The organism is Micromonospora lutea (assembly GCF_016863535.1).
GTDB classification, from domain to species: Bacteria; Actinomycetota; Actinomycetes; order Mycobacteriales; family Micromonosporaceae; genus Micromonospora; species Micromonospora lutea.
In genome coordinates, this window is the sequence record NZ_BOPB01000031.1 from 88558 (window position 1) to 111526 (window position 22969).

General features: G+C 70.2%; 20 protein-coding genes. 12 read left to right on the plus strand and 8 right to left on the minus strand.

Annotated features, from left to right (window positions below):
* Positions 1-8 precede the first annotated feature (8 nt).
* From Vlu01_RS24430 to Vlu01_RS24440, 3 genes are read right to left on the minus strand one after another with little or no spacing between them, the layout of a single operon-like run.
* Positions 9-701 carry an RraA family protein gene (locus Vlu01_RS24430; RefSeq protein ID WP_204003700.1) on the minus strand — a complete coding sequence of 231 codons (693 nt, stop codon included), beginning with the start codon at positions 699-701 and terminating at the stop codon, positions 9-11.
* Positions 698-967 carry an acyl carrier protein gene (locus Vlu01_RS24435; protein WP_204003702.1) on the minus strand — a complete coding sequence of 90 codons (270 nt, stop codon included), beginning with the start codon at positions 965-967 and terminating at the stop codon, positions 698-700. Before Vlu01_RS24435 ends, Vlu01_RS24430 begins: the two co-directional genes overlap by 4 nt.
* 14 nt (positions 968-981) lie before the next feature.
* Positions 982-2181: an aminotransferase class III-fold pyridoxal phosphate-dependent enzyme gene (locus Vlu01_RS24440; protein ID WP_204003704.1), complete on the minus strand. Its 1200-nt coding sequence runs from the start codon at positions 2179-2181 to the stop codon at positions 982-984.
* 824 nt (positions 2182-3005) lie between these two features.
* Here Vlu01_RS24440 and Vlu01_RS24445 point away from each other — a divergent pair.
* The 12 genes from Vlu01_RS24445 to Vlu01_RS24500 all read left to right on the plus strand — a co-directional run bounded on the left by Vlu01_RS24445 (position 3006) and on the right by Vlu01_RS24500 (position 17650).
* Positions 3006-4949 (plus strand): KedN5 family methylcobalamin-dependent radical SAM C-methyltransferase, encoded by a 1944-nt coding sequence (locus Vlu01_RS24445; protein ID WP_275409482.1) that lies wholly within the window; start codon positions 3006-3008, stop codon positions 4947-4949.
* Positions 4950-4970: 21 nt separating this feature from the next.
* On the plus strand, positions 4971-5966 hold the full coding sequence (locus Vlu01_RS24450) for a methyltransferase (protein WP_204003707.1): 996 nt from the start codon (positions 4971-4973) through the stop codon (positions 5964-5966).
* A gap of 2 nt (positions 5967-5968) precedes the next feature.
* Positions 5969-7012: a methyltransferase gene (locus tag Vlu01_RS24455; protein ID WP_204003709.1), complete on the plus strand. Its 1044-nt coding sequence runs from the start codon at positions 5969-5971 to the stop codon at positions 7010-7012.
* 20 nt (positions 7013-7032) lie between these two features.
* Positions 7033-8916 (plus strand): ABC transporter ATP-binding protein, encoded by a 1884-nt coding sequence (locus tag Vlu01_RS24460; RefSeq protein WP_204003710.1) that lies wholly within the window; start codon positions 7033-7035, stop codon positions 8914-8916.
* On the plus strand, positions 8913-10703 hold the full coding sequence (locus Vlu01_RS24465; protein WP_204003721.1) for an ATP-binding cassette domain-containing protein: 1791 nt from the start codon (positions 8913-8915) through the stop codon (positions 10701-10703). Before Vlu01_RS24460 ends, Vlu01_RS24465 begins: the two co-directional genes overlap by 4 nt.
* Before the next feature lie 8 nt (positions 10704-10711).
* Complete coding sequence (locus tag Vlu01_RS24470) at positions 10712-12187, plus strand: condensation domain-containing protein (RefSeq protein WP_204003724.1); 1476 nt, start codon at positions 10712-10714, stop codon at positions 12185-12187.
* Positions 12184-13059 (plus strand): diiron oxygenase, encoded by an 876-nt coding sequence (locus tag Vlu01_RS24475; protein WP_204003727.1) that lies wholly within the window; start codon positions 12184-12186, stop codon positions 13057-13059. The genes Vlu01_RS24470 and Vlu01_RS24475 overlap by 4 nt, the downstream gene beginning before the upstream one ends.
* Complete coding sequence (locus Vlu01_RS24480) at positions 13056-13913, plus strand: aminoacyl--tRNA ligase-related protein (RefSeq protein ID WP_204003730.1); 858 nt, start codon at positions 13056-13058, stop codon at positions 13911-13913. Before Vlu01_RS24475 ends, Vlu01_RS24480 begins: the two co-directional genes overlap by 4 nt.
* Complete coding sequence (locus Vlu01_RS24485; RefSeq protein ID WP_204003734.1) at positions 13906-14904, plus strand: NAD(P)H-dependent flavin oxidoreductase; 999 nt, start codon at positions 13906-13908, stop codon at positions 14902-14904. Before Vlu01_RS24480 ends, Vlu01_RS24485 begins: the two co-directional genes overlap by 8 nt.
* The gene (locus tag Vlu01_RS24490) at positions 14901-15455 is read left to right on the plus strand and encodes a holo-ACP synthase (protein ID WP_204003736.1); all 555 of its coding nucleotides are present in this window, start codon (positions 14901-14903) and stop codon (positions 15453-15455) included. The genes Vlu01_RS24485 and Vlu01_RS24490 overlap by 4 nt, the downstream gene beginning before the upstream one ends.
* Positions 15448-15675, plus strand: coding sequence for a hypothetical protein (locus tag Vlu01_RS24495; protein ID WP_204003738.1), 228 nt, complete (start codon positions 15448-15450; stop codon positions 15673-15675). The genes Vlu01_RS24490 and Vlu01_RS24495 overlap by 8 nt, the downstream gene beginning before the upstream one ends.
* Positions 15676-15883: 208 nt before the next feature.
* On the plus strand, positions 15884-17650 hold the full coding sequence (locus tag Vlu01_RS24500) for a condensation domain-containing protein (RefSeq protein WP_204003740.1): 1767 nt from the start codon (positions 15884-15886) through the stop codon (positions 17648-17650).
* A gap of 42 nt (positions 17651-17692) precedes the next feature.
* On the opposite strand, the gene Vlu01_RS24505 is transcribed toward Vlu01_RS24500, so the two are convergent.
* Genes Vlu01_RS24505 through Vlu01_RS24525 form a run of 5 tightly spaced genes read right to left on the minus strand, consistent with a single transcriptional unit; the run spans position 17693 to position 22362 of the window.
* Entirely contained in the window at positions 17693-18916 is a 1224-nt protein-coding gene (locus Vlu01_RS24505) for a pyridoxal phosphate-dependent aminotransferase (RefSeq protein ID WP_204003741.1), read from the minus strand.
* Positions 18913-19866, minus strand: coding sequence for a transketolase C-terminal domain-containing protein (locus tag Vlu01_RS24510; protein WP_204003742.1), 954 nt, complete (start codon positions 19864-19866; stop codon positions 18913-18915). Before Vlu01_RS24510 ends, Vlu01_RS24505 begins: the two co-directional genes overlap by 4 nt.
* Positions 19863-20864 (minus strand): thiamine pyrophosphate-dependent dehydrogenase E1 component subunit alpha, encoded by a 1002-nt coding sequence (locus Vlu01_RS24515; RefSeq protein ID WP_204003743.1) that lies wholly within the window; start codon positions 20862-20864, stop codon positions 19863-19865. The genes Vlu01_RS24510 and Vlu01_RS24515 overlap by 4 nt, the downstream gene beginning before the upstream one ends.
* Positions 20861-21472, minus strand: coding sequence for an O-methyltransferase (locus tag Vlu01_RS24520; RefSeq protein ID WP_204003744.1), 612 nt, complete (start codon positions 21470-21472; stop codon positions 20861-20863). Before Vlu01_RS24520 ends, Vlu01_RS24515 begins: the two co-directional genes overlap by 4 nt.
* Positions 21469-22362, minus strand: a complete 894-nt coding sequence (locus Vlu01_RS24525) for an LLM class flavin-dependent oxidoreductase (RefSeq protein WP_204003746.1) — start codon at positions 22360-22362, stop codon at positions 21469-21471. Before Vlu01_RS24525 ends, Vlu01_RS24520 begins: the two co-directional genes overlap by 4 nt.
* Between the last annotated feature and the right edge of the window lie 607 nt (positions 22363-22969).

Consider the following 22969-nt stretch of genomic DNA (forward strand, 5'->3'; position numbering starts at 1 on the left):
AAGCCTCCTCAGGGTGTGAAGCCCAGGTCGCCGGTGCCGTCCAGGAAGTCGCCCAAGTGGGTCAGGTCGGCGAGGCTCTTTCCGTCGTGCTGCATGGCCTTCTTCAGCGCCTCTTCGCGGTCTCGTAGGACCGCACCCGCGGCGAACACCGCGCCGACGCGTTCGGCGGGAAGCAGCAGGAGACCGTCCGGGTCACCGAACAGCCAGTCGCCGGGGCGCACGCTCACGCCGGCCACCTCGACGGTCTGCGGCAGGTCGGTGGCGCGCTGGCTGGTGGTGCGCGCCGACACGAAGGTCACCTGCGTGGAGAAGACCGGCACGTCGATGGCGACGAGGTCGGTCAGGTCACGTACCGCGCCGTCGACGACGATCCCGCCGAGCCGCTGCACCGCCGCGGAGGTGAGGAAGATGTCGCCGACGATCGCCTCGGAGGGCGTGACCGTGTTGTGGATGAACAGCACGTGTCCGGGCGGTGTCTCTGCCAGTGCCTGTAGCGCCGGGAGCATGTCGTCGTTCGTGGCCACCGGGAAGACCGGCCCGCACATGCGTGGCCTGCCGTTGCGTGGCATCGCTGGCAGGCGCAGCGGCACCACGAAGTCGGGCGCGGCGTCCGCGAGTTGGGCGCAGCCGACGGTCGCGAAGCGACGGCGAATCCGGTCGATGTGTTCCTCGTCGGTGGGTCGCTGCTCGGTGACGGTCATACCCGTTCTTCCGTTCCGGCGACGACGTCGTACAGGCCGCGGAGGGTGTAGAACGTCTCCAACTCGTGGTCGGCGAGATCGACCGCCACGCCGGTGGTCTCCTCGACGAAGACGATCATCCGGATCATCGAGAAGGAGTTCACCAGCCCGAGATCGAACAGGTTGTCGTCCGGATCGATGTCGGCGGGCGGCGCAGTCGTGCCCGCGTCGGAGGCCGTTCGGGTCAGGAACCCGACCACCTCACGGTAGAACTGTTCTCGTTCCATCTGCTGCCTCCCGGTCATCCCTTGAGTACGTTCCAGAGCGTGTCCACGCCAGCGCGCAGTTGATCGTCCGGCACCGTCAGCGGCGGTGCGATCCGGATCCGTTCGCCGCGCCGGCCACCGGCGAACACCAGTACGCCCGCCTCGAAGGCGGCCGCCACCACCGCACGGCTGGTGCGTGCGATCGGCCGGAAGGACAGCGCCGGGCCGGTGACGTGCACCGCGTCGGCGAGCCCGGCGGCGATGAGTCGGTCGGCCAGTTCCCGCAGCGGACGCTCGACGGCGGCAGCCATCGCGGCGATGTCGTGACTGTCGAGGTAGGCGGCCACCGCGACCGCCGCGGCCGGGCCCATGGTCCCGGTCTGGAAGGTGTGCGCCAGATAGACATCTGCCGCATCGCGCTCCAGGTGCTGCTTGTAGACCACGGCGGAGAGCGGGTACATCCCGTTGGTCAGTGACTTGCTGAAGAGCACCACGTCCGGGTCGAGGCCGGCGGCGGTGGAGGGGCTGAACGGACCGTGCCGGTGGAAGCCGCACTGAATCTCATCGGCGATCAGCAGCACGCCGGCGGAGCGCGCCGACTCGGAGAGCCGGCGCAGCCAGTCGACGTCGAGCGGCACGTACCCGTTGGCGCCCTGCACCGGTTCGTAGATGACACAGGAGACGCCGGACCAGTCGTCGGGCACCTCGCCGGGAGTCAGGTGCCCGACCTCGGTGTCGAGCAGCTCGACGAACCCGGTGTCCTGCAGGGAGAACTCCCGTTGGACGGTGGTGACGGCGGCCGCGTCCACGCCCAGGCCATGGAAGGCACCCCGTACGCCCAGCACCCGTCCCGGACGGTGCCGGCGGGCCAGGGCCAACGCGGTGGAGACCGCGAAACTGCCACCGATCTGGAACAGGACCCGCCGATCGGCGGTGCCCTCGAGTCGGTGGCAGAGCCAACGGGCGACCAGTTCGGCGTCGGCCGTCTGGAAGGGGGCGGCGAGATCCGACGGCTGTCGCAACGCCTCCACGATGGCCGGGTTGCGATGGCCGAAGTTGACCGCGGCGAACGCGGACATGAAGTCGGTGCACGTCCGGGTCCGGCCGGTCGGGTCCGCCAGCTGTAGCGTCGCGTTTTCCGCGTCGATGAGCAGATACCGGCCTGGTAGGACGCCGCCCTCGTCGAGCCGGCTGAGATATGAGGTGGTCTCGCGGTCCAGTACGGCGTTGCTCACAGGCTCACACTCCTCAAGGAGGTCCCGGACACGGTTGCCCGCAGTGACGTGCGTGAATGCCGTCGACGCCGAAGGGCAGTGACCGGCGGACGGGCTCAACGGCGTGACCTGATGGGCCCGCAGTTGGGCAGGGCGCGTTGGCCGGCTGAGATCGACGCAGAGCTTCTGGGCCGCACCTGACACCGACGCGGATTGCGCGCCTGGCCGGTGCAAAGGAGATGGCCGCCCGTTATGAACGCGAAGTCGTGGTGTTTCCCCCGAACCACCCGAACACGCGACAGACGCTAGACCAACCCGGCGCGTACGGTCAACCGAAATGGTGTCGCATTTCCGGGCGTCTTTGCTTTGCCTAAGCGCCTTCGTGTGGTCGTCTCCGCGCCACCGCCTTCGGAGATCGGATGGACTGCCGCATCAGGGTCGGGCGTTTGCCGGTGCGGACCGCGCGACGTCCATCCGGACGGGTCCCGTTCCAGCATGCGGACACCTTGGCGCTGGCAGAGCCACAGGTGGGAGGCGTGTCGGCAGTCAGGGAACGCTGGCAGCATTGACATGCGTCATGTCGCTATCCCACCATGGGAGCGTGCCCACGGTCGGCCATCGCACGACCGTGAGCACAGATGGGCTGGTCGCCGATGGCAAACAGGTGACCGGTGCCGAACAACGGGGGCTTGCTGCAGACGCGTCGCGACGATCTCGTGGCCGGGTGTTCGTGCCTCCGTGTCGGTGAGCGCCACCCACTCTCCAACTCCGTTCTGACCGTCGTGCCGACTCGGCCGTACGGTCCGCGGTTAACGGCTGTGAGTTGTGCCCGATGAGGAGTTCGCGTGCCCGTTGACAGTGCCAAACGGCAGATTTGGCTCGTACAGCAAGGCGTTTGGGACACGCCGATGGAATCCATGCCCCTCGCCGCCGGTTACCTCAAGGCCACCGCGCTCGCCGACGAACGGATCGCGCGCGAAACCGAGGTGGAAATACGCAACTACCGCGGCGGGATGAAGCTTTCCGCGCTCTCCCAGGATCTGTTTCGGGACGGGGCACCCGATGTCCTGGCGTTCTCCGTGCTCGGCTGGAACTATCGCGAGTTCGGCATCCTGGCGGAGACGTTCAAGCAGCTTCGCCCGGACGGCTGGGTCATCTTCGGCGGCACCCACGTGGCCAACCGGGCCCAACGAACCTTCGCGATGGTTCCCGAGGTCGACGTGGTGGTCAACGGTGAGGGCGAGTTCGTCTTCACCGAGTTGGTCAAGGCCTACCTCGATGGGCGCTCGCCGAGGTCGCTGGGCGACATCGACGGCATCTCCTACCAGGGGCCCGACGGAGCGGTGGTGACCACACCGGACCGGCCGCGCCTGGAGGATCTGGACGTCATCCCGTCGCCCCTGTTGACCGGGGCCATCCCGCTGCTCGACGACGCCGGTGAGTTCCGGTACGACGTCGCCCTGATGGAGACCAACCGGGGCTGCCCGTACAAGTGCTCGTTCTGCTACTGGGGCGGCGCGGTCGGCCAGCGGGTGCGGGCCTTCTCCCGCGAACGTCTCCGTGCGGAACTGGAGTTCCTCGCCCAGCACAAGGTGCACACCGTGGTGCTCTGCGACGCGAACTTCGGCATGCTGCCGATCGACGCGGAGTTCGTCGAGGATCTACTGGAGATCCGGGAGCGCTACGGTTACCCGCGCACGCTGGAGACCTCCTGGGCCAAGAACAAGTCCAAGGTCTTCTACCAGATCGTCCGGGACATGAAGAACGCCGGGATGCGCAGCTCGTTCACCCTTGCCCTGCAGACCCTCTCCGACGACGCCCTGAAGCTGATGAACCGCCGCAACATGAAAGTCAACGACTGGCGCGACCTGGTCGAGTGGCTCAAGGCGGAGGAACTGGACTGCTACGCGGAGCTGATCTGGGGAGCGCCGGGGGAGAGCCTGCAGTCGTTCCTGCGTGGCTACGACCGCCTCGCCGAACATGTGTCCCGGATTGCCGTCTATCCGATGTTGCTGCTGCCGAACACCGAGTACTTCGACAAGAAGGAATCCTACGGTTTCGTGACCGTGCGTGGCGACACCGACGACTTCGAGTACGTCCTGGCCCACCACACCATGCCGCTGCGGGAGAATCTCGAGGCCCGCCGGTTCATCTTCTACGCCCGGGTGCTGGCGGAGAACCTGGTGCTACGGCACGTGTGGGCACCGGCCCGGGTGTTCGCCGGGCTCAGTCAGTCCACGTTGCTGCTGAACTTCGCCGACTGGCTGGAACGCCAGGACGACACCGACTCGGCGCCGCTGCGGGAGGCGGCCGCCAACGCCGCCGCCGAGTTCGGCGCGGTCAGTCCGGCACTGGTCTACATGTACGGCGACCCACGCGCCAAGACGGTGCTCAGCCGGTGGTGGCAGGAGGCGGTGCGCCCGCTGGTGCCGGAGACGGCCCGCCAGTGCCTGGACGAGGCGTTCCGATACGACATCGTCACCCAGCCCACCTGTGCCGAGCCGGGCAGCCCGGAGGCGGCCGGGTTGGAGTTGGTGGACGTCGACGGTGAGGCATTCCTGCGTGGCGCGCCGGTCGAGTTCGACTTCGACGTGCCGCGCCTGGTGGAGGCGATCGGACGCGGCGAGACCGTGCCGATCGAACCGCGACGACTGGTCACCTCCTTCTACTACAAGGTGGGTTTCGCCGCGTTCGTGGCCACCACCAACCACGAACAGTCGGCGTACTTCATCGGCCGGCCGGAGCGGGACGTCCTGGGCGGCCAACTGGCCCAGGACGCGGCCGGATGACCTGAGCGATTGGAGAGACACATGGACCTGGGCATGCGGCACGTGACGCAGCTGACCGTCGGCACCTGGCAGGCGGAGGTGCTCTACACCCTCGCCGAGTTGGACGTCTTCGCCGCGCTCGCCGACCAGCCCGCCACCGCCGCGGAGCTGGCCACCGCCCGCGGCTGGCACCCGGAAGCCACCGAGGCGGTGCTGGACGCTGGCGTGGCACTGCGGTTGCTGAGCCGCACCGGAGCCGTGTACGCCAACACCGAGCTGTCCAGCCGCCTGCTCACCGGGGACACCGACGACTGCCTGGTGGAGTGGGTACGCACCATGGGCCGCTGGGCCCGGGCCTGGGCGCGGCTGACCGACGTGGTCCGCAACGGCGGTCCCGCCCTGGGTCACGACATCCGGCTGACCGAGGATCCGGCCTACCTAGCCGATCTGGAGGTCGGCTTCTTCCGGTACGCCACCCGGCTCGCCGAGGAGCTGGCCGGGTGCGTACCGGGCCCTCTGGAGGGTGCGCTCGTCGATCTCGGCGGAGGCTGTGGTGCCTACTCGATGGCGCTGTGCCGGCGGCATCCCGGGCTCACCTCCGTCATCTGGGAACTACCGGACGCGGTGCCACTGGCCAGCAAGGTGATCGCCGAACACGGCATGGCAGACCGGGTCAGCGTGGTCGGGCGTGACTACACCCGGGAGGAGTACGGCACCGGCCTCGCCGCCGTGCTCATGTCCAACATGCTGCACTCCGAGCGTCGGGAGACCGCCGCCGACATGCTCCGCCGGGCGCACCGCGCGCTCGCCCCCGGCGGCCGGCTGATCATCAACGGCAACCTGCTCAACGAGGACCGCACCGGCCCCCTCTTCTCCGCGCTGCACAACGTCTCGTCGATGGTGCTGTGGGAGGGCGGACGGGACTTCAGCGTCGCCGAGCTCAGCCGGTTGATTACTGACAACGGCTTCGGCGAGCCTCAGGTGGAGCCGATCGCCGGGGCCTCGTCGCACGTGCTGATCGCGCGCAAGCCGGAGTGACGGTGCGTCTCGAACCGGTCGTCACCGATCCCACCGAGCTGTACCGGCTCCGCGACGGCGTGTACGCCGCCGACCTGCTCATCGTGGTCGTCGCGGAGCTGGACCTGTTCACCTGGTTCGACCGGTACGAGCGCGAGCACGACGACCCGGCCGGAGTCGAGCAGGTGTGCGCTGCGCACCAACTCGATCCGCGGGCGGCCGACGTGACGATCACCTACCTCGTCGCGCGTGGGTTGCTGGCCCGCGTCGGCGACCGGATCACGCCGACCAGGGTTGCCCGGGAGCACCTGGTCGCCGGTTCGCCGTACGACCTGCGGGCCTACTACGCCTCGTTGCGGGAGCGGCCCACCTGCAAGGATCTGCTCGCGGTCCTTCGTTCCGGACGCCCCGCCGCGTGGGCCGGCGCCGCAGGCAAGGAGGCGTGGTCGGATCGGCTGGCGTCGCCGGAGTTCGCCGCGTCGATCACGGCCGCGATGGACGCGCGGGGCGCCTACCTGGGCCCGGCCCTGGCCGAGACGATCGCGGACCTACCCGCACGCGCGGTCCTGGATCTCGGCGGCGGCTCCGGGATCTACGGCTCCGCGCTGGTGGAGCGACTCCCCGGTCTGCGGGTCGACGTCTTCGAACGGCCACCGGTGGACGACGTCGCCCGCACCCTGCTGGCCACGCGCGGCTACGCCGAACGGGTCGGTGTCGTCTCCGGTGACATGTTCACCGGCCTGCCCGGTGAGTACGACGCCCATCTGTACTCACACGTGCTGCACGACTGGGGACCCGGCGAGGTCCGCCGGCTCCTGGCGAACTCGGCCGCCGCCCTGCCGTCGGGAGGGTGGGTGGTGGTGCACGACACGCATATCGATGATGAGCGATCAGGGCCGTTGCAGGTGGCGGAGTACTCAGTGCTGCTCATGCACTCGACCCCCGGCAAGTGCTGGTCCGTGGCGGAGCTCCGCGGCATGTTCGCCGAGGCCGGGTTCGACTACGTGGACTGCCGGCCGACCGCAGCCGACCGCACCGCCGTCATCGGCCGGCGGGCCCACCGATGACCGACAGAAAGCAGGTGGCGGTGTCTCCCAGCCTGACCGAACGTCTACGCGTCTGGACGCGGCCGACGCGGGAACGGTGGTCGGCCATCTTCCGGCTGCTGCCCCGGGCCGGTGCCGGAGTGATCATCGCTGCGGTCCTGCTCAACCTGCTGATCGGTGTGCTGCCGATGGTCTTCATCATCTGGACCGGTCGGGTACTCGGTGACCTTCCGGCCGTCGCCGGTGGCGCTCCGGACGCCTGGCGCACCGTCGTGCTCAGCCTGGCGATCGCGGTGGCCGCCTTCGTCTTCCAGCAGATGCTGGTGCCGTTCCAGTCGGCTCTGGGGGAGGTGGTGATCCGCCGCGTCGACGGCTTCTGCGCCGGACGGCTGGGTCGCGCGGCCCTTGCCGAAGCCCCGATCGCGGTGCTCGAGCGGCCCGACATCAGCGGCCTGCTCGGTGAGGCGCGGGGCGGCTACGACCGGGTGCTGCCGACGCCGGGCGACGCGGTCGCGGGCGCGTTGGCGTTGATCGCACGGTACAGCCAGCTCGCCGGTGCCGTCGTCCTGGTCGGGATCGTGCTCTCGGTACCCGCCGCGCTGCTGATCGGGGCGACCGCGTTGATCGTCCGGTACGGCCAGCGCGGCTCCCTCGGTCGCTTCGGCGCCCTCTGGGTCAGTCTGCTGGCGAGCCGGCAGCGGGTGATGTACCTGCGTTCCTTCGGTACCAGCACCAAGGTGGCCAAGGAGATGCGGATGTTCGGGCTGCTGGACTGGTACCAGCGCCGGCATCGGACCGACGCACACGCCTACCTGGATCCGCTGTGGTCCGGTCGGCGTCGGATCCTGCTGCGTCCGTTCCTCGCGTACGCCGCCGTCGCGCTGGTTGGTGGTGCGATCGTGCTGTACTGGCTGGCGGGCGCTGCCGCCAGCGGCACGCTGACGCTGACCCAGTTGGGTATCGCCATCCAGGGTGTGCTGATTCCGATCCGGTTCGGGGTCTTCTTCCCGGAGTCGGACGTGCAGACCCAGTACGGCATGCAGGCCTATCAGGCACTGACCACATTCGAGCGGACCGCCGCCGAAGGCCGGGCCAACGTCGCCGGTGACCTGCCGCTGCCGGCCGGCCCGGTCGGCCGGATCCGCTTCGACGACGTGGCGTTCCGCTACAGCGAAGCCGGCAGCGCGGTTCTCGACGGCGTCTCCTGCACCCTGCCGGCGGGGCGCAGCACCGCCATCGTGGGGCTCAACGGTGCCGGCAAGACCACCCTCGTCAAACTGCTCGCCCGGCTCTACGACCCGACCAGCGGCGCCATCACGGTCGACGGCGTCGACCTGCGTCAGTACTCGACGCGGGACTGGCAACAACGGCTCGCCGTCATCTTCCAGGACTTCGTGCACTACGAGCTGGACGCGGCGGCCAACATCGGCTTGGGTGCGGCCGACCACCTCGACGACCGGGAAGGTCTGCTCGCCGCCGCCCGCCGGGCGGGCGCCGAGCAAGTGATCGCCGCCCTGCCGCACGGCCTGGACACGATCCTGTCCCGACAGTACGCGGGCGGCACCGACCTGTCCGGCGGCCAGTGGCAGCGGGTCGCCCTGGCGCGGGCGCTGTTCGCGGTGCGGCACGGCGCGTCCGTCCTGGTGCTCGACGAACCTACTGCCCAGCTCGACGTCCGCGCCGAGGTCGAGTTCTACGACCGGTTCCTCGAATTGACCCGTGGGCTCACCACGGTGATCATCTCCCACCGGTTCTCGACCGTGCGGCGCGCCGACCAGATCATCGTGCTGGACGGTGGCCGGGTCACCGAGCAGGGCAGCCACGACGAGCTGATGGCGGCCGGCGGCCAGTACGCGGAGCTGTTCCGCCTCCAGGCGAGGCGTTTCTCCGACGACGACGAGCCGCTCGTGGAGGTGATCGCATGATAGGGCTGCTGCGTACCGCCCGTTTCATGCTGGGTCTGGCTGCCCGCCTGGACCGTGGCCGGCTCATCCGGTCGGGCGTGTTGATGCTCCTGGGTTACGCCGCGACCCCGTTCATCGCGCTGGGCCTGCGGGACCTCACCAACGCCGCGCTGAGCGGCGACGTCTCGGCGGCCACCATCGCCGCGTTGGTCGTCGCGGTGCTGCTCACCTTCGAGTTGATGTTGGGCCACTTCGCGCACCTGTCGTACTTCGAGGTCGGTGAGCTGGCCGAGGTGGCACTCAACGAGGAGCTGCTGCGGCACGTCAACGCGGGCCATGGCCTGGAACGGGTGGACGACCCGGAGTTCGCCGACGGCGTGACGATGGTGCAGGAGGAACTCGTTCGCACCCGCGTCGCGCTGGAGGCGGTGCTGCAGCTCGCCGGCCTGCTGCTCCAGGTTCTCGTCACGACCGTCGTGCTGGCGATGCTGAACCCATGGCTGCTCCTGCTGCCCGTCGCGGCGCTCGCGCCGGTGTTCATCGGCAAGCGGGCCCAGGCGATCATCGACAGCGCCAAGGAGAACTCCGCCGAATCCACCCGCCAGGCACGGCACCTGCTGGAACTGGCCACCACTCCGGCCGCGATCAAGGAGGTCCGGCTGTTCCACGGCGAACAGGAACTGCTGCATCGGCACGAACGAGCCTGGTCGGCGTCGACCCGACTGCTGTGGCGGGCGCACCGCCGGGCGGCGACGCTGCGCTCCGCCGGTCAGTCGGTGTTCGCGCTGGCGTACGGCGGCGCAGTGGTGCTGATCATCTCCCAGGTACGCGACGGGCGAGCCGACGTGGGTGACGTGGTCCTGGTGATCACCCTGGCGGTGCAGGTGGCGGTGCAGGTGGCGAGCGCTCTCAACCTGCTCGCGCTGTTGCAGGGCGTCGGCAGGACCGTGGCCCGGCTGACCCGGTTGCGTCAGTCGACCGGTGCGGCGAGCACCGGGAACGCGGGGTCGTCGGATGGGGTTCCGCAGCGTCTGAACGACGGCATCGTGTTGGAGAACGTCAGCTTCCACTATCCGGGGACGGACCGGCTCGTGCTCCGCGACATCAACCTGCGATTGCCGGCGGGCGGCTCGGTTGCCATCGTCGGTGAGAACGGCGCCGGCAAGAGCACGTTGGTCAAGCTCCTCTGCGGGCTGTACCGGCCGGTGTCCGGGCGGATCCTGCTGGACAGCAGCGATCTGACCGACGTGCCGGACGACGAGTGGCGACAGCGGGTGGCCCCGCTGTTCCAGGACTTCGCCCGCTTCGAGCTGGTGGTGCGGGAGAGCGTCGGAGTCGGCGACGTGGCGCGCGTCGACGACCGCGCCGCAGTCGGCGACGCCGTCGACCGGGCGGAGGCCGGCGGCGCGGTTGCCGCGGTACCCGGAGGGCTGGACGGCCTGCTCGGAAAGGGGTACGGCGACGGCGCGGAACTCTCCGGTGGTCAGTGGCAACGGCTCGGGCTGGCCCGGACGATGATGCGGGACCGACCGTTGCTGCTGGTGCTCGACGAGCCGGCGGCGGCCCTGGACGCGGCCGCCGAACACGCCATCTTCGAGCGGTACCGAGACTCCGCCGGCCGGGTCGGTGCCGTCGACGGCGGTGTCACGCTCTTCGTCTCGCACCGGTTCTCCACCGTACGTATGGCGGACCTGATCGTCGTCCTGGACGGTGGCCAGGTGGCCGAGAGCGGCAGCCACGCCGAGCTGATGGCGCGCGGCGGTCTGTACGCGGAGCTGTTCGGCATGCAGGCGCGGGTGTCGACATGATGACGCCGATGACTGTGTCCTTCGTCGGCACCCGTACCGCCGAGGCGGCGTTGAGCTGGGGGCAGGAGTCGATCTGGCGGACCGTACGCTGGCTCGACGAGGATGACCCCTACTTCAACATCCCGTACGTACTGCCGATCGTCGGGGGCCCCGACCTGGACCGGGTCGGTGACGCACTACGCCGGCTGGTGGAGCGGCACGAGGCGCTCCGCACCACGATCACGGACACCCCGGACGGAGCCCGGCAGACCGTCGTGGCGGCCGGTGAGCTGGTCGTCGACGTGCACCAAGCCGGGGACGACGCGGCACAGGTGGCGCAGCAGGTCGCTGCAGACCTCGCGGCCCGCGCCTTCCGGTACGCCGAGGAGCTGCCCTTCCGCTGCGCGGTGGTGCTCCGCGACGGCGTGGCCACCCAGCTGGCGCTGGCCCTGTCGCACCTGGCCGTGGACGCCTGGTCGATCCGGGTGCTCACCGACGACTGGGCCGCCCTGGTCGCCGGTACCGAGCCGGGTGACGTGCCGACACAGCCGCTGGACCGGGTGGCGTTCGAGCGGGACGGTGCCGGCGCCGGCCGGGGTGCCGAGTCGGTCGCGTACTGGGCCCGGACGTTGGCGCAGGCACCACGGACACTGTTCGACTTCCCGTCCCAGGAACCGGAGACGTTGCGGTTCGTCCGAGTCGGCATGGAGTCGCCGGCCCTGGCGGTGGCCGCCACGCAACTCGCGCACCGGTGGGGGGTGAGCACGGCCAGCGTGCTGACCGTGGCGTGTGGCACCCTGCTCGGGGTCCACACCGGCCACGACCGCGTCGCACTGCAGCTCATTGTCGCCAACCGGCACGACCGGCGGTTCCGGACCATGGTCGGCCCGGCCGCCCAGGACGGACTGGTGCTGCTGGACCTGGACGGGGAATCCTTCGCCGAGACGGTGCGGCGGGGCCACATGCAGGCGATGGCGGCGTACCGGTACGGGCATTACGACCCGGCGATCGTGCGTGAGCTGCGGGAAGAGGCAGGCGCCGTCCGGGGTGCCCCGATGGACCTGTCTGCGTACTTCAACGATATCCGAGGCTCCGGCACCTGGCCCCGGCTGCCGGCCGCACCCGATGGTCCGCGCAGCCTCAGCTCGCAGACCCGCACCTTCGTGGTCGGATCGCACGCCAAGGTGGACGCCAAGGCGTTCTTCGCCACCGGCGCGGCTCCCGACACCGGCCAGTTGTACCTGCTCGCGGACACCGCACACCTGCCGCGCGAAACGGCGTTTGCCCTGTTGCGCGCTGCCGAGGAAACCCTGATCACCGCGGTGGAGGCCGACGATCTGCGGATCTCCGACCTCGCCGCGGTCACCGGGCTCACCGAGATTCGACGCGGACCTGGCTGGATCCGCCGCGGTCCGGACTGGGTACGCCGCGAAGCGCCCACCGGAGCACCGCAGGACACGCCCGACATCGTGCAGAGGTCTTCAACCACCGGAGGCGCCGTATGACCGCTGTGACCGAACTGACCTGGGACGACGAGATGCGGAGCGTGGTGGACCGCCTCACGCACACCGCCGAGGAGAACTACTACAACCCGTACCAGACGTTCGAGTGGCCGGACCACATCGACGAGGGTGTCCCGTGGATGAGTGCCGACCTGATGACCGTGCACGGCACCGAGGCCGCCGCCGACCTGTCGTCGGCGCAACGACTGGCGCTGGCCAAGTGGGAGAGCATCCACTTCTACAGCCTCAACGTGCACGGGATCCGGGACCTCATGACGGAGGTCGTGGCGCGCATCCACACCCCCGGGTTCGAGATTCCCACGCCGTTCTTCCATCACTTCCTCGGTGAGGAGAACGAGCACATGTGGTTCTTCGCCGAGTTCTGCCTGCGCTACGGCGGGAAGATCTATCCGGACCGGACGATGGCCTTCCCACGGGAGCCGGCCAGCCCGGTCGTCGACCACTTCATCGTCTTCAGCCGGATTCTGATCTTCGAGATAATCGTCGACTACTTCAACAGCCGGATGGCCGCCGACACCACGCTTCCGGAGACCATCCGGGCCATCAACCGGGTGCACCACCAGGACGAGTCACGGCACATCGCGTTCGGCTGCCACCTCGTCCGGGTCCTGTTCGACCGGTTGCGGGCCACCTGCGAGCCGGCCGAAGTCGAGCAGGCCCGCCGGTACGTGGCCCGGTACATCGAGTCGTCACTGCATCAGATGTACAGCGTGGACGCCTACCGGGACGCGGGTATCGACCGTCCCGCCGCTTTCCGCCAGCGACTGTTGGCCGACCCGGGACGCCGCGCGGTGCACGACGCCTTCGCGGGGCGCGCGTACAGCTTCTACCGACGGATCGGGGTGCTGGCATGACCGCCGGCCCGACCGCAGCCCGCCCGGGTGCGGTGCCGCCGCTGCGTGACCCCGGCCCCGGGTTGATCGTGCTCGATCCCGACCAGGCGCGGCTCTTCCACCTCCTCGACCGGCTCTTCGTCGAGGTCGCCGATCAGTTGGGTGCCGCACCCGTCGTCGGGCCGCCGCTGCTGCCGGTGGCGGATCTCGTCCGACTCGACTACTTCCGCAACTTCCCGCACCTGGGCGTGCTGGCCGCCCGCTTGACGCCCGAGGCGACCGCCGAGGCCGCCGCCGGCGCCGACCCCACCGCGCTGACCGCTGTGCCGACCGGCTACCTCCTTCCCTCCGCGACCTGCTACGGGCTGCTCACCGCCATGACGGGGGTACGCCTCGACGCCTCGGTGCGGCTGACCGCGACCGGTCGCTGCTTCCGTAACGAGGAGCGATTCGAGGGCCTGCGCCGGCTCTGGGGCTTCCACATGCGGGAAATTCTCTTCGTCGGTGACCAGGACGGTGCCGCCGAGCACCTCGCCGTCTCCCGCGAGATGATCCTCGACCTTGCCAACCGGCTCGGCGTGCCGGTCACCGTGGAGGCCGCCAACGACCCGTTCTACGACCGAACCGGTTCCCGGGCGCGCCTCGCCATGCTGGACCCGGTCAAGCACGAGTTCGTCACCGTGGACGGCACCGCCATCGCCTCGGTGAACCGGCACCGCAACTTCTTCGGTGAGCGGCTCGGCATCCGGGTCGGTGCCGACAACGCGTACAGCTCGTGCACCGCCTTCGGTGTCGAACGTTGGGTCCACGCGATGGCGTGCGCGCACGGGTCGGTGCCGGCCGCGCTCGCGGTCGCGGAGCGGGCCAGTGGTTGACGTTCCGGCCACGGCCGGTGTGCTCGGCGTCCGGCTGCCCCTGGTGCAGGCCGGCATGGGCGGGGTGACCGGCCCGGCTCTGGCCGCGGCGGTGGCCGAAGCCGGTGCGTTGGGCACGGTGGCGCTGTACCGCTTCGACCCCATGACCGCCGCCGAACTGGTCCGTCGCACGGCGGTGAACACCTCGGCCACCTTCGGCGTCAACGTGATCCCGGAGGTGGCCGGCGCGACGCTGCCCGCTCAGATCGCCTCGGTGCTGGACGCGGCCGACCGCAGACTGGTGATCAACGTGTACGGCCTGCCGCCGGCGTGGCTGATACCCCGGGTGCACGACGCGGGGCACACCGTTCTCGTCCAGGTCGGGTCCGCTTCCGACGCGGAGCGGGCTGCGGCCGATGGCGCCGACGTGCTCGCTCTTCAGGGCGTCGAGGCCGGCGGACACCATCTGGGGGATCAACCGGTGGCCGAGTTGCTGGCCGAGGTGCTCGACCGCGGTGTGCCGGTGCCGGTGCTGGCCGCCGGTGGCATCCAGCGTGCCGACCAGGTCGCGGAGCACCTCCGGGCCGGCGCGAGTGGATGCTTGTGCGGTACGGCGTTCGTGGTAGCGGCGGAGGCGACCGCGCATCCGGACTACCAGGCCGCCATCGTCGAAGCCGACGACGACGCCACCACCGTCACCGACCGGTTCGCGATCGGCTGGCCGGGTCGTCGGCACCGGGTGTTGCGCTCGGGCGTCACGCAGGCGGCCGAACCGCCGGCCGGACGGTTCGTCGCCTGGACCACGGTCACCGGCCGTCGGTTGCCGGTACCGTGCGGGTCCGCCGCCGTACCCACCGTCGAGACGCAGGGCCGGATCGCTGAGATGGCCCGCTATGCGGGCACCGGTTCGCGCTGGGTGACGGCCGTGCAGCCGGCCGCGGAGATCGTGTCGCGGCTGACCGGTCTGGCGGACACCAGCCCGCCCATCGCGCGGATCGGGAGTACGCCGTGATCGGCGTGGCTCCGCCGGACCCGCCGCACGGCGGGGACCTCGCGGGCCGAGACCTGGAGCGTCGGAGTCTGCCGGGTCCGGACCTCGACGGTCGCGGTCCGGGCGGCGGGCCCGCCGAGGCGCTTCGCCGGCTGGTCGGCGGTACGCCGGACGTCGGGCTCGACCTGGTCGCGGTCGAGCGGGTCCGCCGCGCGATCGACCACCACGGCGACCGCTGGCTGGCCGACATGTTCACCGGACCCGAACTGGAACAGTTGCGACTCGTCCGCGGCGATCTTCCCGAACGGGCTGCCGGCCGGGTCGCCGCCAAGGAGGCGATCGTCAAGGCGTTGCGCCCGGACGATCTGGTGGCCTGGCACGACATCGAGGTGCTGCGGCTGCCGCACGGCGCTCCCGTGGTGCGCCTGTCCGGCCGGGCCGGCCGGCATGCCGAGCACCGCGGCGTGCGGTCGGTCGCGGTCAGCATCACCCATCAGGACGGCTGGGCCGCGGCGATCGCGGTGGCCGGGCCTGCTGAACCCGACACGACCGAGGAGTACCCACATGGATGAGATCCGCGAGTGGATCCGGAGCAGGAACCCGTCGCTGACCGGCGACATCGGTGAGGACGACGACCTCATCGAGGCCCGCTTGATCGATTCACTGGACTTCCTGGACTTCGTCTACCTCCTCGAAGAGGTCTCCGGCAGTTCGATCGACCTGCAGCAGTTGAGCGTCGATGACTTCCGGACCCTCGGCCGGATCCGTAAGCGGTTCATGCCGGCCGAATGAGGCCCACCGCGGTCCGCCGGCCCGCGACCGCGGTGGACGACCGCGGTGGACGACCGCGACACCCGGACGTGGGCCGGCCCGCCGAGCGAACGCCGCGAGGCCAGGCCTGCGACGCGCCGATCGGCACCGGTAGCCCGCCGAGTCTCGAAAGAGGCCACGTATGCCGTATGGGGGATGACCAACAGTGCCGAACTCTTTTGTCGTCAGGGTGGCGGACCAACGGACCGTCGACGCGGAAGCGACCTGGGGGCAACGGGCCATCTGGTCCTGCATCCAGTTCATGGGGGAACACGATCCGTACTTCAATGCGGGGCGGGTCCTGCCGGTGCCGCAGCGGTGCGGCCTGACCGACGTCGCCGACGCGCTCGGTGAGCTGCTCCGCCGGCACGAGACCCTGCGGACCGTGTTCGAGCCCGCTGGGTCGACGCTGCGGCAGACGGTGCAGGGCGCCGGCGAACTTCCGGTCGCGGTGGAGCCGCTGTCCAACGCCGGAGACGCCTCGGCGGACGGGGCCGCGTGGGCTCGGATGTACGAACTCGCCGGTCTCGCGTTTCGGATGCGCGAGTGGCCGGTACGGATCGCGGTGCTGACCGAGGACGACCGGCCCCGGTTCGTGGCGATGGTCTTCAGCCACCTGGCGGTCGACCACACCGGTGCCGACCTCGTCATGGCGGATCTCGCGGAGCTGCTGGCCGGGCGGCGGCCGCCGCTTCCCGAGCGCCAGCCGATCGACCAGGCCGAGTACGAACGGTCCGCGGCGGGGCAGGCGACGAGCGCGGCAGCCCTGCGGCACTGGGTCCGTGTCCTCAGGAGCATCCCCGCCTCCATCTTCGACTACCGCACCCACGAGACCGGGGAACACCGATTCCGCCGGATGATCATGTATAGCGAGGCGGTCACCGTCGCCGCCGCCGTTGCGGCCGCACGCCTGCGGGTCACCTCGTCGGCGGTGCTGTTGGCGGCGGAAGCCCTCGTGTTGGGCCGGTACACCGGCCACGAGGTGGTGCCCGTGCAGCTCATCTGCGCCAACCGCGACGCGGAGCGGGATCGGCTGGTCGGCACGGTCGCCGGAGACGGTGTCGTCCGGGTCGATCTGGCCCAGGACTCCTTCGCGCGGATCGTCCGGCGGACCTTCCTGGCAGCGGTGGGCGCGTACCGGTTCGGTTACTACGACCCCGAGGCGGCCTGGCGCATGAGGGCCGCGGAGCACCTCGCCCGTGGCGCGGTGCTGGGCATCGGCGTCTACTTCAACGACGTACGCGACAGTGTCTCGTCCGTCCGGCCAACCGACCCGGTGGACGGGCAGTCGCTTCGCCGGATCGCCGCCGCGACGAGGATCGAGGAGTCCGGCGGTTGGGGTCTGATGGACGCCCGGGTGTTCCTGACGGTGGCCGCCGCGGGCTCGTCGACCCGGCTGTCGATGCTCTGTGACACCGCGTACGTGCCGACGGACGACATCGTCGCGCTCCTGCGCGGCATCGAACGGGTGGTGATCGCCGCGGCTACCGACGACCTCAGCGCGCAGTTGCTCTCCGAAACCATCGGCGTGCCGCCGGTCGCGCGCGGCCCGGGCTGGGTGCGCGGCCCCGACGGTTGGGTCGATCTGGCCGGTACCCGCGCACTCTGGCGCGACCTGCTTCCCGACGGCACCGTGGGCGGGGTCTTCCTGGACGAGGACCCGGCCCTGATCGGGTCCGGGTTGGTCGGTTATCTTGCCGGGCCACCGGTCGGTGATGTCGGCGACCTGCACGAGGCGTTCGTCGCCGCGCTCGGCGAGCGGACGGATGTGCGCGCACCCGCCCGCTACGTCCGGTGTGCCCACGGACCGGACGATCCGGACGACCGGCAGGCGTGGGCGAAGTGCCCGGTGCTGGCCGAGGAGACGGGACGGCGAACCGAGGGCAGCACCGGTCGACTCTCGGTCGATCCCGCGGTTCGTCGCGCGGCCTGGGTCGCCGCAGGCGCCGGGTGCTGAACGACCTCGGACCACGACCGGGAGACGGTCGTGGCCCGGACGTCAGGCCAGCGTCTCCATGAACCGGTGCATCCGGTCGAGTGCGTCCGCCAGGCGATGCGGTGGCTGGGTGAACGACAGCCGGACGTGGCCGCTGCCGTGCCGGCCGTAGCTACTGCCCGGCATGACGGCGACTCCCGTCTCGGCGAGCAACCGTTGTGCGAAGACCGCGTCCGGCAGGCCCGCGTCGCTGATGTCGGGAAACGCGTAGAAGGCACCCAATGGTGGGGTGAGCCGCACTGCGGGCATGTCGAGCAGCCGGGCGACGGTGAGTTCACGACGGGCGCGGTACTCGGCGGCGTACCTCGCCGACCAGACGGCCGTCTCGGGCGCGGTCAGCGCGGCGGGCAACGCCCGCTGCACGAACGCCGGCATGCAGCAGTTCGTGTTGGTCAGGAGTACCGCGAAGTCGGCGGCGAGGTGCGGGGGCGACACCATGATCCCGGCCCGCCAGCCGCACATCGCGTGGCTCTTCGACAGTGTCTCGGAGACGATGACCCGTTCCGGCGGCAGCTCGGCGAGCATCGCATCGGTGTCCGCACCGGACCAGTTCAACCCCCGGTACGCCTCGTCGCGCAGCACGTAGAAGGAGTGCTGCCGGACGAGGTCCGTCAACTCCCGGGCGGTCTGCGGAAGCATGACGGCCCCGGTCGGATTGTGCGGTGAGTTGATGACCAGCAGGCGGGTCCGGGCGGTGACCCGGGCGGCCAGATCAGCGATGTCGGGGACGAAGCCTGCGGCGCTGCGCAACGGATAGCCGACAGGTACCCCGCCGGCGAGCCGCACCAGCTCGGCATAGACCGGGAAACCCGGATCCGGAAGCAGCACCTCGTCACCGGGAGCGACGAGGGTCAGCAGGGCGAAATGCAGGACCATGTTGCTGCCCGGCACGAGCAGCACCTGCTCGGCGGCCACCGGCATCCGCAGCAGCCGCGCGTAGTGTCCGGCGAGGTGCTGGCGTACCTCCGGATCACCGGCGGGCGCCGTGTAGTGCGTCCAACCGTCGCGCGCACTGCTGACCATGGCCGACACGATGTGGGTCGCCGTCGGCAGGTCAGGCTCGCCGAGTTCGAGATGGATGACGTCTCGGCCGGTGGCGGCCAACTCGTCCGCCTGACGCTGCACCGCGAACGCCGAGTGCCGCCGCAGGCTGTGCAGCGGGGGCTTAGCCGGCGCGATGCGGGACGTCGACGGCGCAGTCGCCAACGTACGCAGGGCTTCGGTCATTCCGGCTCGCCCAGCACCCGCTGTACCTCGGCGCGAATTCGTCCCTCGGTCGGCCACATCGCCTCTTCGAGCGGGGGAGAGGACGGCACCGGAACGTCGGGTTGGCAGACGAAGCCGATCCGTCCACCGACCGCGACCGCCACCCCGGGCTCGTCGAGCAGCCGGGACAGGATCTGCGCGGGCGCGCCGGAGCGCGGGCCGTCGTCGACGAACACCAGTCGCCCGGTACGGCGGACCGATGCGGCCAGCGCCGCGGTGTCCAGCGGGACCAGCGTACGGGGGTCGAGGACGTCACAGTGCACACCGTCGGCGGCGAGTGCGTCGGCCGCGTCCGCCGCGACCTTGACAGCGCCACCGATCGCCACGATCGTGGCCGCATCGCCGTGGCGCAGGTGTGCTGCCTCGCCGAACGGCAGCGGACCGGCGGCGAGCGCGGCACTCAACCCTCGCTGACGGTTCAGCTCCGGTGCGACGAAGTACAGAACCGGGCCCGGCCAACGCGTCGCGCCACGGAGCAACGCGCACGCGTCCCGCAGCGAGCCGGGTACGACCACGGCGAGACCCGGTGTCTGCATGAAGATGCCGTACGGGCACTGCTCGTTCTGCGGGCCGAGCTGCTGCCGCCCGCGGGTCGCCGACGTGACGATCATCGGCACCCGGTACTGGCCGCCGGAGAGGTAGTGCATCCGGCCGGCGTGGTTGACGAGTTGGTCCATCACCAGCATGGCGAACGAGGCACGGTTCAGGTCGACGATGGGCCGCAGACCGCTCATCGCCGCGCCGACCGCCATGCCGGTCATCGCCTGTTCGGAGATCGGGCAGATGCGTACCCGGTCCGAGCCGAAGCGCCGGCGCAGCGACGCCGGCGAGTTCGTGGCCAGGAAAACCAGGTTCGGATCCCGGGTGAACTCCTCCTCGAGGACGAGATCCAGCAGACCGACTTCGTTCACGATTCCTCCGCCCAGACATGCGTCGCCGCGTCTTCCGGTGCCGGCCACGCGCAGCTGCGGGCGGTCTCGACGGCGTGCTCCACCCGCTCGCGGGCCTGTTCCCAGATGGTTTCGACGTCCGCGTCGGAGAGCCTGTCCCGAAGGGGAGAACTCTGTCGCGCGGTGTCGATCGGATCCCGTGCTCGCCACGCGGCCATCTCGTCGGCCGGCCGCACCTCCGGCGAAGGGCGCTCGAACTGCAGGTGGAATCGGGTCAGGTAGGTCTGCGCCTCGATGAACGTCGCGCCTCCACCGCCGCGAGCGAACTCAACCGCGTCTCGGGCCGCCGCCGCGACCGCCGTCACGTCGTTGCCGTCGACCCCCACCGCACGGACCCGGTGCGCCTCTGCCAGGCGCAGCAGCGACACCTCGGGGTAGACCTCCTCGGTGCGGTTGCCCGCCTGGTATCCGTTGTGCTCGCACACCAGCACCAACGGCAGCCGTTGCACGGCGGCGATGGTGAGGGTCTCGTGCACCACACCGCTGCCCAGCGCACCGTCGCCGATGAACGCCACGCTGACCGCCGGCTCACCGCGTACCTGGGCGGCCATGGCAGCGCCGGCGGCGACGGGTACGCCAGCGCCGACGATGCCGCTGGACATCAGCAGATTGGTCCGTCTGTCACTGATCAGCGCGGCCGCCTTGCCGCCACACAGGCCGCCGGCACGGCCGAACAGTTCCGCGGTGAGCGCGTCGAGGTCCACCCCGCGGGCGATCGCGTGCCCATGCCCCCGGTAATGGCTGACCAGAAAGTCCGCCGGGGCCATCGCCGCGCACACGCCGACGGCGATGGCCTCCTGACCGACGTACGGATGCACCGGCCCGATCACTTCACCGGCGGTGCGGAGCTCCATCATCCGCTCCTCGAACACCCGGATCAGCACCATGCTGGTGAACATCGCGACCGGGTCCGGCGCGGCCGGTCCGGCGCTCCTGGCCGGGGCGACGGCCATGGTCATAAGGTCTCCTCATCTCGTCTGTCCTGCGGCAGGCTGTGTCGGCGGGTGCTGATCATCAGACCGGTGCCGGCCGAGATCCGTGCCGTGACGAGCCGGGGGTCGTCGGTCAGCGTCCGCTCCACCCGCCGCACCGCAGCGCGGTGCTCCGGATCGGTGTAGCGCTCCAGGTCCATGTCGTCGACGACGAGCAACCCACCGGGGGCCAGGGCGTCGATCGTCAGGTGCAGTCCGGTCCACTTGCCGGCCACGGCGTCGGCGAAGATGAGGTCGAACCAGCCAAGCGTGGGCAGCAACGCCTCGGCGTCACCGGTGTGGATCGTGACGTGCGTCGGCCAGTCGTCGGCCCGGACGGCCGCGGCGAGCACCTCGTCCAGCTCGACCGTTTCCAGCCGGGCGTCGTCGCGCCGGCCGAGCCCATCGACCAGCCAGGCGGTTCCGACACCCGTACCGGTGCCCAGTTCCAGGATCCGACCGTCGGGTGGGACCGCTGCCGCCAACGTCGCCAGCAGGGGGCCGACGGGGTCCTCGCAAGCACCCTGAAAACCGAGTTCGGACGCGCGGTCGAAGGCACGCTGCGCGCGGACCGGCATCGCGGTGCGGGTCGTCATGGGGTCTCCTCCGACGGGTCGGGCCGGGAGGTGGCCTGCCACTGGTCCCGTACCGGTGTGATGACCTCGGTTGCCAGCTGGCGCAACAGGGCCGGTGACGTCTCGGGGGGCAGGCTGAAGACCACGTGGCGGGCCCCGGCGGCCACCAGGCGCGCCGTCCAGAACCGGGCCGCGAGCAGATCCCCGGCCGCGACGTGCAGCTGGGTCGACACCGTGATCTCGGTGGGGTCACGTCCGATGTCGACGCAGTGCCTGGCCAGGATGTCGCGGCCCCGACGCAGCGTGCTGACCTGACCGTCGGCCACGTTCCAGACGTCGGCGTGCCGGGCCACGACCTTCAGGGCGCGCGGTCCGGAGGCCCCGAGGACGAAGCGGGGGCGGGTGGTCGGGCGCGGGTTCAGACTGGCGCCCTCCAGCTGGTAGTACCGGCCGGCGAAGTGGACGGTGTCCTGGGTGCAGAGCCGGTGCACGACGGCGCATGCCTCGTCCCAGCGGGCGAGCCGTTCCGCCGGGGCGGGCAGGGGTATGCCGAGTCGTCGGCATTCCTCGGCGTGCCAGCCCGCACCGAAGCCGAATTCGACCCGCCCGGCGGAGACGTGGTCGACGGTGGCGAGCATGTGCGCCAGCACGCCGGGATGCCGGTAGACGTTCCCGGTCACGAGGACGCCGATCCGCAGCCGTGCGGTCTGGGTCGCCAGCGCGGCCAGCAGGGTCCACGCCTCCAGACAACTTCCGTCGGGCGCGGCGTTGACAGGTTGAAAATGGTCGTAGAGCCAGGCGTCCCGCCAGACGTCGTCAGCATCCGCGGCGGACCAGAGCCGTTGCAGATCGGACCAGCTGGTCAACTGCTGCGCGACCTTGAAGCCGAAATTCAGTTGGGTGGCCGTCACGGCGAACGCCGCCGCGTACGAATGGTGGACCGACTCATCGAGTGCTCCTGTTCCGCCGGTCGAGGCGCACCGCGCACCAGCCGCACGAATAGGGCGTCATTAGGCGGCGGCAAACCGTTCCCGACGGCGGTCGGGGTGTGATTTCGTGTCAGGGCGACCGAGGACGCGAATTGTCTCCCGGCGTCTGTTCAGGTCACACGACAATGTCGTCAGGGTGCGCTCCGGCGCACCTTGAGTCACTTCTGCGCAGTTGTTGGCCAAGCCCTCGTTGCGGTCGCCAATTGTGGTGCGACGGCATGGGCGTACGCGATGTGTGCTATTTGATTCCCCCGTTGAACGACCGGTGTGGCGTCGCCTGAAGACGGCAGCCACCTGTCTCTGTTGAGCCTCCGGTGCGACGTTGTGACAGTCGGTCGCAACGCCTCGATGATGGAACCGTGATCGGCGTCAGATCGTCAACCAGCATCCCGCGCAGTGAGAAGCACCTATCCCTACACGCCCCGGGACCACGGAAAATCAAAGTGGACCACCGAGGTGTCTTGACGGGCTGGCTATTGTCAACCGGAAGCCCGCGCATCGGTCGGTCCGCACCGCGGTAGGCGGCGAT